Here is a 13,336-nt window from a genome sequence, read left to right as displayed (position 1 = left end):
GGCTCGGACGACAGATCCTGAAGTGAGACCTGAGGGATACCAGCCAGCCGATGATTGGCTGCACAGACGCACACCATGTCGTCTTGCCAGAGAGGGATGGCAGCAATATCGCTTTTGGGTGTTTGCTCCAGTGTTGTCAGTGCGAGGTCGACCTGACGTAGTCTCACCGCCTGGTAGGCACGCTCAGAGCCCATAAACTGCAGGTCGAGATCCACATTTGGGTGAGCATGTACAAATTTTCTGAGAACAGGCGGTAGTCGGTGCAGGCCGATATGGTGGCTGGTCGCTAAGGTCAGGCTGCCGCTGATATCGCCGGAAATATTCTCCAGTTCAAGTTCTGTGTCTGAGACAAGATCCAGAATATGTTGCGCTCGGGGGAGGAGGGCTTCGCCAGCCTCGGTCAGGCTGATGGTTCTGTTGTGACGATCAAACAGAGTGGTGCCTAGCTGTTCTTCCAGTTGCTTGATACGTTTACTGACCGCTGATTGCGTCAGATACAAAGACTCTGCTGCCGCTGAAAATGACTTTTGCTCAGCGACTGCTATAAACGCCTTTAACGATTGTGTATCCATGTCACACCCCGGAAGAGCTGATACTAAATAGTAGCTGGTATTCCCAGTAGGAATTCAAACTAGAAAAAATATGAATTTCTGTTGTTTATCAGCTCAGGTATCATTCAGCAAGTGATTAATGATGAGAACCTAACTAAAGAGATGGGAGTACCGAGCATGGCCGGCAAGACTCTTTACGACAAACTCTGGGATCAGCACGTGGTGAAAACCCGTGAAGATGGCACAGCGTTGATATACATCGATCGTCAGCTTCTGCACGAAGTGACCTCTCCACAGGCGTTTGAAGGTCTGCGTATTGCAGGTCGCAAGCCATGGCGCTTAGACGCTAACCTGGCGACACCTGACCACAATGTTCCGACCACCGTACTTGAGCGTAAATCAGGTATCGAAGGTATTCAGGATCCGGTATCCCGTATTCAGGTTAAGACTCTGGACGACAACTGCGATCATTTTGGCATTAACGAATTCAAAATGGCCGACAAGCGTCAGGGCATCGTGCACGTCGTTGGCCCAGAGCAGGGCGCGACGCTGCCGGGTATGACGGTTGTGTGCGGTGACTCCCATACGGCAACCCACGGCGCGTTCGCTGCACTGGCGCATGGTATTGGCACCTCCGAAGTTGAGCACGTGCTGGCGACTCAGTGCCTGATTCAGCGCAAAATGAAAAACCTGCTGATCAAGGTCGACGGTGAGCTGGGCAAAGGTATTACCGGTAAAGACGTGGTTCTGCACGTGATTGGTGTCATCGGTACCGCCGGTGGTAACGGTTGCGCCATGGAGTTCGGTGGTTCTGCTATCCGCTCTATGAGTATGGAAGGCCGTATGACCATGTGTAACATGGCGATCGAAGCCGGTGCCCGTGTGGGTATGGTAGCGTTCGATGAGATCACTGCTGAATACGTGAAAGGTCGCCCGTTTGCGCCTAAAGCAGATCAGTGGGAACAAGCCGTCGCTGCATGGTCTGACCTCAAGTCGGATGACGATGCTGAGTTCGATAAAGTCGTTGAGATTCGCGCCGAAGACATCAAACCACAGGTGACCTGGGGTACCTCTCCAGAGATGGTGACGACCGTTGATGGCACGGTTCCAACGCTTGAAGACGCTGAAGACGATGTGGAGCGTTCAGGCTTTACCCGTGCTTATGAGTACATGGGCTTAAAGCCGGGTCAGAAAATCACGGACATTAAGCTGGATCGTGTATTCATCGGTTCTTGCACGAACTCCCGTATTGAAGACCTGCGTGCCGCTGCTGAAGTTGCGAAAGGTCGTAAAGTGGCGGACAGCCTGATTCAGGCCTTAGTCGTACCGGGCTCTGGTCTGGTGAAAGAGCAGGCAGAGAAAGAAGGTCTGGATAAGATTTTTATCGAAGCCGGTTTTGAATGGCGTGAGCCAGGTTGTTCTATGTGTCTGGCGATGAACGCTGACAAACTGGGCAGCGGTGAGCACTGCGCGTCTACCTCTAACCGTAACTTCGAAGGCCGTCAGGGCTACGGTGGCCGTACGCATCTGGTGAGCCCGGCGATGGCGGCTGCGGCTGCGATTGCTGGTCACTTCGTTGACGTGCGTGAACTTTAATAGGAGAACATAAGATGAAAGCATTTACTGTACATCAGGGTGTTGTCGCTCCTATGGATCGCGCCAACATTGACACCGATATGATCATTCCTAAGCAGTTCCTGAAGTCGATCAAGCGTTCTGGTTTCGGCCCGAACCTGTTCGATGAGCTGCGTTATCTGGATGAAGGTCAGCCGGATGCGGATAACAGCGGTCGTCCGCTGAATCCAGACTTCGTACTGAACCAGCCACGTTATAGCGGTGCTTCCGTACTGTTGGCTCGCGAAAACTTTGGTTGCGGTTCAAGCCGCGAGCACGCGCCATGGGCGCTGGAAGACTTCGGTTTTCGTGCGATCATTGCGCCAAGCTACGCGGACATTTTTTACAACAACAGCTTTAAGAATGGCCTGCTGCCGATTGCTCTGGACGAAGAGACGGTTGATCGTCTGTTTAGAGAAACTGAGGCAAGCGAAGGTTATCAACTGACTGTCGATCTGGAGAATAAGAAGGTGGTGACGCCTTCTGGTGAAGAGATCGCCTTTGAGGTGGACGATTTCCGTCGTCACTGTCTGCTGAATGGTCTGGACGATATTGGTCTGACGTTGCAGGACGCTGACGAAATTCGCGCCTATGAAGAGAAGCGTCGCGCCTCTTCTCCATGGTTGTTTGGTGCCTAACCGCTGCGGATTAGTTAATTAGTTGTTCTGTGGCACGCCGTTAATACGTCCGTGTAGGCTCGGGTGCCGCGTCCATGCGGCACACGGCCCCCGAACCAACCAATTAACTATCCGATATCTACATATTTAGCCTCCAGTGAGGCTTGAGGAATGTTGGCAGGTGCTATTACAGCCCTTTGTGCCATGGCCAGATCTGTTCCATACAGATCCCGGCACTTCCACCATCCATGGTGGTCGGATGGCACAAGGGAGCTCCCAGGGATGGGTTCACGGCGTGCTGTGATGGCACCTGGCGATGTTCCGGAAAAGAATTGTGCCGCTGCATCGCTGTGTCGGTATTAAAGAATTGCGAAGATAGATTTTAAGGTTTTAGAAATGAGCAAAAACGTACTGATTCTGCCGGGCGATGGTATTGGCCCGGAAATCGTTGCAGAAGCCGTTAAGGTTCTGAACGTAGCGAACGAAAAATTCAATCTGGGTCTGGAGCTGGTGGACGGTCTGGTCGGTGGTTCTGCCTACGACGTACATGGCACGCCACTGCCAGAAGAGACCATGGACAAAGCTCGCGCAGCAGACGCAATCCTGCTGGGTGCGGTAGGTGGTCCTAAGTGGGATAACCTCGAAGATCGCGAACTGCGTCCTGAAAAAGGTCTGCTGGGTCTGCGTTCAGGTCTGGAACTGTTTGGTAACCTGCGTCCGGCCATTCTGTACCCGCAGCTGGCGGAAGCGTCTTCACTGAAGCCTGAAGTGGTTTCTGGTCTGGATATTCTGATCGTACGTGAACTGACCGGTGGTATTTACTTCGGTAAGCCTCGCGGTATCCGCGTTCTGGAAAACGGCGAGCGCGAAGGCTACAACACCTACGTTTACAGTGAGTCTGAAATCAAGCGTATTGCGCACGTTGCATTTGAATCTGCGATGAAGCGTAACAAGAAACTTTGCTCTGTCGATAAAGCCAACGTTCTGGAAGTGACCGTGCTGTGGCGCGAAATTCTGGAAGAAGTGGGCAAAGAATACCCAGAAGTTGAACTGTCCCACATGTACGTGGACAACGCAGCTATGCAGCTGGTACGCGCACCTAAGCAGTTCGACGTGATGGTTACCGGGAACATGTTCGGTGACATCCTGTCAGACGCTGCTGCAATGCTGACTGGTTCTATCGGCATGCTGCCTTCCGCCTCTCTGGATAAAGACAACAAAGGTATGTACGAGCCATGTCATGGTTCAGCACCTGATATTGCCGGCCAGGGCATTGCTAACCCATTGGCAACCATCCTGTCAGCTGCGATGATGTTGCGTTACTCACTGGGTGAAGGCGCGGCTGCAGACGCAATTGAAAAAGCGGTCAGCGATGTACTCGATAAAGGTCTGCGTACTGGCGACATCTTCTCTGAAGGTATGCAGAAAGTTTCAACCGCCGAAATGGGCGAAGCAGTGGTAGCTGCTCTGCAGGAGGTTTAATTACATGTCACAGATGAATGTTGGCCTGGTAGGCTGGCGCGGAATGGTCGGCTCAGTCCTGATGCAGCGTATGCAGGACGAGAAAGATTTTGACCTGATTAATCCGGTATTTTTCACCACGTCTCAGAAAGGTCTGCCAGCACCGGATTTTGCCGGTAAGGACTGCGGAACTCTGGAAGATGCATTTGATATCGATGCACTGAAAGCACAGGATGTCATCATTACCTGTCAGGGCGGCGATTACACCAAAGAAGTGTACGGCAAACTGCGCGAAGCTGGCTGGAACGGTTACTGGATCGATGCAGCATCTTCACTGCGTATGGCCGACGATGCCATCATCGTCCTTGATCCTGTTAACAAAGACGTGATCGAAAAGGGCATTGAGTCAGGCGTAAAAACCTACGTTGGCGGTAACTGTACCGTTAGCCTGATGCTGCTCGCACTGGGCGGTCTGTTCGAGAAAGATCTGGTGGAGTGGGTTGCTCCTCAGACTTATCAGGCAGCGTCTGGTTCAGGTGCGCGTCACATGCGCGAACTGATCTCTCAGATGGGTGCTATCCGCGACGAAGTGAAAGACAAGCTTGATGACCCTGCCAGTGCGATTCTTGAAATCGACCGTCAGGTCGCTGACTTCATCCGTAGCGATGCGCTGCCGACTGACCAGTTTGGTGTGCCTCTGGCGGGCAGCCTGATTCCATACATCGACTCTCAGCTCGAATCTGGCCAGAGCCGTGAAGAATGGAAAGCGCAGGTTGAAGCGAACAAAATTATGGGTCGCAGCGACAATCAGGTACCAGTCGATGGTCTGTGTGTTCGTGTAGGTGCGATGCGTTGTCACAGCCAGGCGATGACGCTGAAGTTGAAGAAAGACATTCCGGTCAGTGAAATCGAAGAGATCCTTGCCGGTCATAACGATTGGGTGAAAGTAATTCCGAATGATCGTGATGCGAGCATGACGGAACTTACTCCAGCAAAAGTGACGGGCACATTAAGTATCCCGGTAGGCCGTATTCGTAAGCTGAATATGGGTCCGGAATATATTTCTGCCTTTACTGTCGGCGATCAGCTCCTTTGGGGCGCAGCTGAGCCACTTCGCAGAATGTTGCGCATTTTGTTGAATAAGTGATGAGAAAGCGGGGCATTTGCCCCGCTTTTTTCATGGTGGCTGATAGAAAAATGCTCTAAGTGTTTCATACGTCACGCTTTTATCCCCCGCAAACCGGGCAAAATATTGCGTTAGCTGACTTTATATTTGATACTACGAATCGCTTATGAACGGAATCTATAAGTAAGCTGGGTCAGGATCATCTAAAAAGAAAGCGGTTTTTCGAAAACCTGCGATACATCGTCGCGAACGACAACAAGGAAGCAATAATGAAGCGCCTACTTGCTAAAAGCATTCTGTTGGCTGGGGGAATGTCCTTATCATCTCATATTCTGGCGTTGGGCCTGGGCGAGATGGAACTGGACTCTGCACTGAATCAACCCCTGAGCGCAGAGATCAAGCTTATTGATACGCAAGGTCTGACCAGCTCGGAAATTAAACCAAAGCTTGCCAGTGCTGCTGACTTCGAACGCGCAGGTATTGATCGCTACCAGTTCCTTACGCAGATGAAATTTTCGGTCAATGGCGACCGTATTCTGATCACGACCCGTGATCCTGTTAATGAACCTTTTCTGAATTTCCTCGTAGAGCTCAACTGGCCGGCAGGTCGTGTGCTCCGCGAATACACCGTTCTTCTTGATCCACCGGTATTCGAAGAAGGACGGGTTCAACCATTAGTTGCAGTGCCTGCGGGCTCCGTTCAGTCACAGACGACGGTAACAGCGCCTCAGTCGCGTCCAGAACCGAAGCCTGCACCTAAGCGCTCAAATAGCTGGCAGACTCCAGCTGCGCCGGGCACCTACAAGGTTCAGCCGAACGACACCCTCTGGGAAATCGCTCTGGCAACCCGGCCAGATGCGTCTGTGACTCCACAACAAATGATGATCGCTCTGCAGGACGTTAACCCTGGAGCTTTCATCAATGGCAATATCAATCGCCTCAAAACCCACACTGTTCTTGATATCCCTGATGCTTCCATCATTGAAACGGTAAATAACCGCGAAGCTGTTGCTGAAGTAGTACGTCAGAACCGTGAACTGAAAGCCGGTGTTGCTCAGATTGATGCAACTGGCCGTAATACTGATACTTCTGGCCCACGCAAATCAACCGGAAATGGCGAAGTTCGCCTTCTCGCATCTGAAGCAAGCGGCGACTCGAACCAGTCGGGTGGGGCTGTTTCGGGTAAAGCCGGCACCGCTGGTGCGGCTGAAACAGATCTGGCGATTGCGCTTGAGAATCTCGATAAGAGCCAGCGTGAGAATCAGGAGCTGGTAGAGCGCCTTAATGCGCTTGAAGAGCAGCTCGCTAAAATGGAGCGTTTGATTTCGCTTCAGAATGACCAGCTAGCCAATATGCAGGCTGGGACCGAGCCAGCTGCAAAAGCGGACGCGACGGGCGTAGCTACCACTGAAGCCGCAACCGAACAGACAAGTGAATCAGTAACTGAATCTGCCACAACGCCTGCTGAAGACGCTGCTCCAGTAGAGCAGCAAACAGAGACTGAGGCAGTAGCCGAAGCGGCACCTCAAGAAGCTCCGGCAACTGAAGACGCTGAATCTGAGTCTGAGGCAGGTACTGATTACAACTACAGCGAAGGTGCTGCAGCCGAGACTGAGCAGGCTGCTCCAGTTCAGACTGCTGAACAGAAAGCTATGGCTGAGCGAGCGGCAGCGGAAGCTCGTCGCTCTGCGGCAGAATCGGATAAAGGTATCGTCGCTAAAGTTATGGCTGACCCTTACCCGTACTTCGCCGTTGCGGCGGGTCTGTTGCTAATGCTTGTTTACGCGATCATGAAGCTGAAAGCGCGTAAAGAGGAAGATGCCGTTGCAGAAGCCGAAGCGGAATTGAATGCAGCCGAGGCAGCAGCGATGGCGCCAGGTAACTCTGAGCTGGATCTGCCTGATAACAATGACCTTCCGGGATTCGATGACAATCTGTCATCAGATAATGGCGATGACAGCTTCGGTAACTTCGATCTGGGCGACGAAGAGCTCGATAGCAATATCGAATCTGATCTCTCTGATATCGACCTGGATGCCTACGAAGATGCCGATGGCGAGTATGAAACTGTCGGTCAGACCGAAGACGCCATCAGTGAGTCGGACATTTACATTGCCTACGGGAAATTTGATCAGGCGATCGAGCTTCTCAAAGGTGCAATTGCGGCTGAGCCAGAACGCACGGACCTGCGGCTGAAGCAGCTTGAAGTACTCTCTTCGCTTGATGATGCAGAAGCTTTTGCCGAGGCAGAGGCGAACCTGATTGCGATTGGTGATTCGGCCGCGAACGCAGAAGCAGCAGAATTCAGACAGCAACTGTCTAATCCAATTGAGCCGGAAATCCGTGCTGACGAACCAGGTGCATTGAGCCTTGATGGCGAGCTGCCTTCAATTGATGAATCCGCAGAAGATGAATTTGAAGGTGGGATGGACTTTGGTGCCGCGTTGGACTTCGGTGATGATGCAGCACCGGAAGACGATGGTATTGGCGCTCAGCTGGAAGAGGTGCCTGACCTTAAGTTGGATGAGTCTTCAGATTTTGACGCAGAAAAAGAGGGCGTCGACATGTCCCTCGAAGATGATGCGCCGGAGCTGGATGATGACCTTCTTAACTTTGATTTGGGTGACGATGATGAACTCTCTGCGGAGACAGTTGCGGCTGATTCGTCCGATGATGTGTTAACTGAAGAGAGTGACAGTCTCGCGTCGCTTGATGATGCCGACGACGAGCTTCCTTCTCTGGATCTCGATGCAGACGATTTAACGACTGATCTTGAAGATATTACAGCGGAGCTTCCTGCTGAGCCTGAGAATGATAGTGCGTCCTCAATCGATTTCAGTGTTGACGATTTCGATCTGGATTCAGATTCCAACGATCTTGTGGATTCTACAGAAACGTTAGAAGGCCCTGCGGAGTCTCCGGTTGCTGGCGAACTGGCAGATTCTGAAGACGATCTGTCACTCGATTTCGAAGTTGACGAAGCTACGACATCTTCTAATGAAGAATTGGACGACCTTCTTGATGCGGACGGTGATCTGGATACTGTTGCTTCCTCTGAAGAAGAACTTCCAGAGCTGACGTTCGATGTGGAAGATAGCTCTGATTCTGAACATGCTGATTCTGAACTTGCTGAGTCTGCAGATGATGTTTCTGTTGAAGAGGCCGGTGAGGAAGCTGGAGAAGAGGTCGCGCACGAAGCGCCTGAATCCGACACCTCTGCTGACCCTGTTGACGAAAGCTCTGCAGACGAAGATGAGTTGGTTGCAGCGCCAGACTCCGAGGGTGAAAACGTATCGGACGATCTCGAAGCCCTGATGTCTGGTGATGATGACCTGGCGGGTGGCAGTGACCTGATCGGAGGTATCGACCTAGATGAGCTGGCAGCCGCTGATGACGAGTTCGACTTCCTGGCGGGCACTGATGAGTGTGCTACGAAACTTGATCTGGCGCGCGCATACGTCGATATGGAAGATATTGATGGTGCGAAAGAGCTCCTTCAGGAAGTCGTCCAGGAAGGGAATGATGCTCAGAAGCAGGAAGCGAAAGACCTGATGGATAAGCTCGCCTGATAGCATGACTGATTTAGAAGATGGCTACCGTCGCTACGCGGCGGTTGTTGAATACAACGGTGCTTGCTTTCATGGCTGGCAACGTCAGAAACATCACGACGAACCTACCGTACAGGCCGCTCTCGAAGCGGCCATTTCTGTTGTAGCTAACCACCCTGTAAGCGTTGCCTGTGCCGGTCGCACCGATGCCGGCGTCCATGCGACGAGGCAGGTTATTCACTTCGATACGAAAGCTCAACGCAAGGACTATGGCTGGATGATGGGGGTGAATACTCATCTTCCGGACGGCGTTGCTTTGCAGTGGGTTGGTGAGGTCGGAGGTGACTTTCACGCTCGCTACAAAGCCCAGGCCCGTCGCTATCGGTATGTGATTTATGACAGCCCGTCTCGTATGGCGCTGATGCATGACCAGCTGACCTGGTGGAAATACCCACTGGATGCTGAGCGTATGCACGAGGCGGCTCAGCACCTTATTGGCACTCATGACTTTACATCGTTCCGGGCGAAGGACTGTCAGGCTAAATCTCCAGTGAAAGAGATGCATGCCATATCAGTGCAACGTTTTGATCGTATTCTGGTCATAGAACTGGAATGTAGCGCGTTCCTGTATCACATGGTTCGTAACATCGTAGGCGTGCTCTTGCCAATCGGAGAAGGGCACAAATCTCCGGACTGGATGAAAGACGTTCTTGAATTCCGGGATCGCTCAAAAGCAGGCATCACGGCACCGGGTGGTGGGTTGTATTTTGTTGGAGTGAAATACCCTGAGCAGTTCACCCTTCCATGTGAGCCTTGGGGGCCAGCATTGCTGCAGCCTCTTTTTGAAAAATAGAATTCTGGAGTGAATCACCCATGCGAGCGGCGTTAAGACAATTTTTAACAGTGGCGTTGTTTTCGGTAGGCCTTGCATCTTGTGGCGGAGATTGGGGGCCTGAGAATGACGGTGACGGCTTTGGCGATCGAGAAGAGCCAGTACAGACTGATGTCGCAAGGCTTGCATTGCACCAGGGAACTAATAACGGAACCGGTGCCACCCACGAGCGCCAGGTGCGCTTCCTTCGCGATCAGGTGAGTTATGAGGATGCGTTGCTTAACTACTCGTCCGACGATAGTTCAGCGCAGGATGTCGACTTTGAAGAGTTTCAGCTTCTTCTGATCGATATGGGCACCCGGAGCACCGGCGGATATGCCATTGCCGTGAGTGATGTCTACGAAGAAGAAGGGATCGTGACTGCAGAGTTGCGTTATACCTACCCTGAAGAGGATTGCTCTGTTTCTGAAGCAGAGACAACTCCTTATCTTTTCTTACGACTGGAAACTCAACTGCCAGTCGTGCTGTCAGAAGCAGTGTCTTACACAGAATGTTGAATGGTTTCTGCTGAGGGCGCTATTCCGATTCTGGTATCATAAGGCGTTTAAACTGATCGAATGAGTTGTTATGCGCCGCACCCGAATCAAGATTTGTGGAATTACACGCGCCGAAGATGCAGATGCCGCCGTTGAAGCCGGCGCTGACGCATTGGGGCTGGTTTTCTATCCACCGAGCCCCCGAGCAGTGGATGTCGGCCAGGCAGTGGACGCAGTCAGCAATGTCCCTGCTTTTGTCAGTGTAACTGCTCTCTTTGTAAATCCTACCGTTGAGGAGGTGCAAAGAGTACTTGATAGCGTTAGAATTGACCTTATCCAATTCCATGGTGATGAAGATGACGACTTTTGTCGACAGTTCAAACGCCCCTACATCAAAGCCCTCCGTGTCCGGCAAGCGTCGGATGTGGTGGCGTCGTGCCTGCGCTTCCCTGGCGCACTGGCAATTCTCCTAGACAGCTATAAGCCCGGAGTTCCGGGTGGTACAGGAGAGACCTTCGACTGGTCACTGATACCCGAAACTCCACCAAAGCCCATTATTCTTGCCGGTGGCCTTGAGCCTGAGAATGTCGCATCTGCGATTACTCAGATTCGCCCTTTCGCTGTCGATATCAGCGGAGGCGTTGAAGCCTCGAAAGGCATCAAGGACCACTGCAAAATCGAAGAATTTGTGAACGAGGTGTATCGTGTCGATCAACACTACCGAGAAGCAAGCGACTGACTTTAATGTTGAAATGCCAGATGCCGATGGCCATTTCGGTATCTTTGGGGGACGTTTTGTCTCCGAAACCCTGACAGCAGCATTGGACGAGCTTCAGGAAACCTACGAAAAACTGCGTAATGATCCAGACTTTCAGGCTGAATTTGATAAAGAGCTGGCGCACTACGTTGGCCGCCCATCACCGCTCTATTTCGCGGAGCGCCTGACGGAGGAATGTGGCGGCGCAAAAATCTATCTTAAGCGTGAAGACCTTAACCATACGGGTGCGCACAAGGTAAATAACACCATCGGCCAGGCCTTGCTTGCCAAGTTTATGGGCAAGAAAAAGGTGATTGCTGAAACCGGTGCTGGCCAGCACGGCGTCGCGTCTGCGACCGTTGCTGCACGTTTTGGTCTTGAGTGTAAGGTATTCATGGGCTCCACGGACGTTGAACGTCAGAAGCTGAATGTGTACCGCATGAAGCTGCTTGGCGCTGAAGTTGAATCGGTGACCTGTGGCACCAAAACACTGAAGGACGCCATGAATGAGGCTATGCGCCATTGGGTTACCAATGTCGATGACACCTTCTACATCATCGGTACGGCAGCTGGGCCGCACCCATATCCAATGCTGGTACGTGATTTTCAGAGCATTATTGGTCGTGAAACACAGCGTCAGTGTGATGAGCAGATTGGTCGTCAGCCTGATGCGGTTGTTGCCTGTGTTGGCGGCGGTTCAAATGCCATTGGTATGTTCCATCCGTACATTAAATACCCTGAGGTTGAGATGTACGGAGTTGAAGCCGGTGGTCTGGGCCTTGAGGGTGATGACCACGCTGCGCCTCTGAGTAAAGGTAAACCGGGTGTTCTGCACGGTAACCGCACCTACCTGATGGAAGATGAGAACGGCCAGATTATGGGCACGCATTCCGTTTCTGCGGGTCTCGATTATCCGGGAGTGGGGCCAGAACATAGCTGGTTGAAAGATGTAGGGCGTGCAAAGTACGTAGCTGCGACTGATGACGAAGCGATCGATGCCTTCCACAAGCTAACGCGACTTGAAGGCATTATGCCAGCACTTGAGAGTTCGCACGCGATCGCATATGCCATGAAATTGGCGGCAACGATGGATAAAGACAAAGTTATTGTTGTAAACCTGTCTGGTCGCGGCGATAAAGACATACACACCATCGCAGAATTGGACGGTGTTACTGCATAAGCTGGAGTTTGGCGAGTGGTGACTGTTTGTAGGCTTTGGCCGTTTTAGATCCATTTGCCAGTTCCATGTCATCCATTTGTGCCTGCTTTTTGCTATCTACCTATTGCGCGGCAATTTCTTGTTGAAGTTGTCAGGCCATCAGTGGCCCGCAAGGAGCGTAGAGCAGCAGGAGCAGACATGACCGAAGTGATGTTGTATTCGTCGCAACGGCCTGAATGGATGTTTCAGCTTATCCACGGATTGACGGTATCTGGAGACGGGTGCCGGCTAAAAGTAGAGTGAAAGACATGAGCCGAATTACAAAAACGTTTGAGCGTCTGGCCGAAGAGGGCAAGAAGGCGCTGATCCCTTATATAACTGCGGGTGACCCCGATAAAGCCACCACAGTACCAATGATGCACGCCTTGGTTGAAGCAGGTGCGGATGTTATTGAACTGGGTGTTCCTTTTTCTGACCCGATGGCGGATGGCCCAACCATCCAGCTGGCCTGTGAACGATCTCTTAAACACGGTACGTCCCTGCGCGATGTCTTGGGTATGGTTGCTGAATTCCGCAAGACCGATAAACGTACGGCGGTAGTGCTGATGGGGTACCTGAACCCGGTGGAAGCAATGGGGTATCCGGAGTTTGTTGAGCAAGCATCAGCGGCCGGTGTTGATGGTGTACTGGTGGTAGATATGCCGCCAGAGGAAGCGCGCAGCGTCGATTCCATGTTTGAAGAAGCAGGTCTCGATTTGATATATCTGCTTGCTCCGACGAGTACAGAGCGACGCATTAAAACTATTGGTGAAGTTGGTCGCGGTTACGTCTACTACGTGTCTTTGCGGGGTGTAACTGGATCAGCAGCCATTGATGTTGAAGATGTTGAGCGTAATCTGGATCATATTCGTCAACATGTGAAAGCGCCTCTTTGCGTTGGTTTCGGTATTCAGAATGCTGAGGCTGCTGCACGCGTATCTGAGGTCTGTGACGGTGTTATTGTTGGCAGTGCGTTGGTGAGTCGTATCTCTGATCAGGCAGATAACCCGGTCCAGGCAATCAAAGACGTTACTGGCCTTGCTGGCAGTATGCGCGAAGCGATGGATGCAAATGCTGCGGCGGAAGCCTGACCCCT

General features: G+C 52.0%; 11 protein-coding genes. 10 read left to right on the top strand and 1 reads right to left on the bottom strand.

Annotation, left to right across the window (positions count from 1 at the left end; translation table 11 throughout):
- The coding region (locus B2067_RS15660; RefSeq protein WP_301389054.1) for a LysR family transcriptional regulator at positions 1 to 572 on the bottom strand (572 nt) is incomplete at its 3' end.
- A gap of 156 nt (positions 573 to 728) precedes the next feature.
- On the opposite strand from B2067_RS15660, the gene leuC reads away from it, so the two are divergent.
- The 10 genes from leuC (at position 729) to trpA (ending at position 13,331) form a co-directional block, all read left to right on the top strand.
- On the top strand, positions 729 to 2,147 hold the full coding sequence (leuC, locus tag B2067_RS15655) for a 3-isopropylmalate dehydratase large subunit (protein WP_301389053.1): 1,419 nt from the start codon (positions 729 to 731) through the stop codon (positions 2,145 to 2,147).
- A 14-nt stretch (positions 2,148 to 2,161) separates the two neighbouring features.
- Positions 2,162 to 2,803, top strand: coding sequence for a 3-isopropylmalate dehydratase small subunit (leuD, locus tag B2067_RS15650; protein WP_301389052.1), 642 nt, complete (start codon positions 2,162 to 2,164; stop codon positions 2,801 to 2,803).
- A gap of 375 nt (positions 2,804 to 3,178) precedes the next feature.
- Entirely contained in the window at positions 3,179 to 4,264 is a 1,086-nt protein-coding gene (gene leuB / locus B2067_RS15645) for a 3-isopropylmalate dehydrogenase (RefSeq protein ID WP_301389051.1), read from the top strand.
- Between the two features lie 4 nt (positions 4,265 to 4,268).
- Entirely contained in the window at positions 4,269 to 5,390 is a 1,122-nt protein-coding gene (gene asd, locus B2067_RS15640; protein WP_068441747.1) for an aspartate-semialdehyde dehydrogenase, read from the top strand.
- Positions 5,391 to 5,638: 248 nt separating this feature from the next.
- Positions 5,639 to 8,938 carry a FimV/HubP family polar landmark protein gene (locus tag B2067_RS15635; RefSeq protein ID WP_301389050.1) on the top strand — a complete coding sequence of 1,100 codons (3,300 nt, stop codon included), beginning with the start codon at positions 5,639 to 5,641 and terminating at the stop codon, positions 8,936 to 8,938.
- A 4-nt stretch (positions 8,939 to 8,942) separates the two neighbouring features.
- A complete protein-coding gene (truA, locus tag B2067_RS15630) occupies positions 8,943 to 9,770 on the top strand; it encodes a tRNA pseudouridine(38-40) synthase TruA (protein ID WP_273088992.1) in 828 nt (275 codons plus the stop codon).
- 20 nt (positions 9,771 to 9,790) lie between these two features.
- Positions 9,791 to 10,306, top strand: a complete 516-nt coding sequence (locus B2067_RS15625) for a protease complex subunit PrcB family protein (protein WP_301389049.1) — start codon at positions 9,791 to 9,793, stop codon at positions 10,304 to 10,306.
- Positions 10,307 to 10,376: 70 nt separating this feature from the next.
- Positions 10,377 to 11,024 carry a phosphoribosylanthranilate isomerase gene (locus B2067_RS15620; protein WP_301389048.1) on the top strand — a complete coding sequence of 216 codons (648 nt, stop codon included), beginning with the start codon at positions 10,377 to 10,379 and terminating at the stop codon, positions 11,022 to 11,024.
- Between the two features lie 13 nt (positions 11,025 to 11,037).
- Complete coding sequence (gene trpB / locus B2067_RS15615; protein WP_301376789.1) at positions 11,038 to 12,222, top strand: tryptophan synthase subunit beta; 1,185 nt, start codon at positions 11,038 to 11,040, stop codon at positions 12,220 to 12,222.
- A 287-nt stretch (positions 12,223 to 12,509) separates the two neighbouring features.
- On the top strand, positions 12,510 to 13,331 hold the full coding sequence (gene trpA, locus B2067_RS15610; RefSeq protein WP_301389047.1) for a tryptophan synthase subunit alpha: 822 nt from the start codon (positions 12,510 to 12,512) through the stop codon (positions 13,329 to 13,331).
- Positions 13,332 to 13,336 lie beyond the last annotated feature (5 nt).

Source organism: Thalassolituus sp. UBA2590 (assembly GCF_002339775.1).
Taxonomy (GTDB): Bacteria; Pseudomonadota; Gammaproteobacteria; order Pseudomonadales; family Oceanobacteraceae; genus Thalassolituus.
This window is presented reverse-complemented; position numbering and strand designations above follow the sequence as displayed.

Excerpts from the sequence above, each read along its gene's own strand:
- leuC (WP_301389053.1), top strand. The coding sequence starts at position 729 with ATGGCCGGCAAGACTCTTTACGACAAACTCTGGGATCAGCACGTGGTG.
- leuD (WP_301389052.1), top strand. The coding sequence starts at position 2,162 with ATGAAAGCATTTACTGTACATCAGGGTGTTGTCGCTCCTATGGATCGC.
- leuB (WP_301389051.1), top strand. The coding sequence starts at position 3,179 with ATGAGCAAAAACGTACTGATTCTGCCGGGCGATGGTATTGGCCCGGAA.
- asd (WP_068441747.1), top strand. The coding sequence starts at position 4,269 with ATGTCACAGATGAATGTTGGCCTGGTAGGCTGGCGCGGAATGGTCGGC.
- B2067_RS15635 (WP_301389050.1), top strand. The coding sequence starts at position 5,639 with ATGAAGCGCCTACTTGCTAAAAGCATTCTGTTGGCTGGGGGAATGTCC.
- truA (WP_273088992.1), top strand. The coding sequence starts at position 8,943 with ATGACTGATTTAGAAGATGGCTACCGTCGCTACGCGGCGGTTGTTGAA.
- B2067_RS15625 (WP_301389049.1), top strand. The coding sequence starts at position 9,791 with ATGCGAGCGGCGTTAAGACAATTTTTAACAGTGGCGTTGTTTTCGGTA.
- B2067_RS15620 (WP_301389048.1), top strand. The coding sequence starts at position 10,377 with ATGCGCCGCACCCGAATCAAGATTTGTGGAATTACACGCGCCGAAGAT.
- trpB (WP_301376789.1), top strand. The coding sequence starts at position 11,038 with ATGCCAGATGCCGATGGCCATTTCGGTATCTTTGGGGGACGTTTTGTC.
- trpA (WP_301389047.1), top strand. The coding sequence starts at position 12,510 with ATGAGCCGAATTACAAAAACGTTTGAGCGTCTGGCCGAAGAGGGCAAG.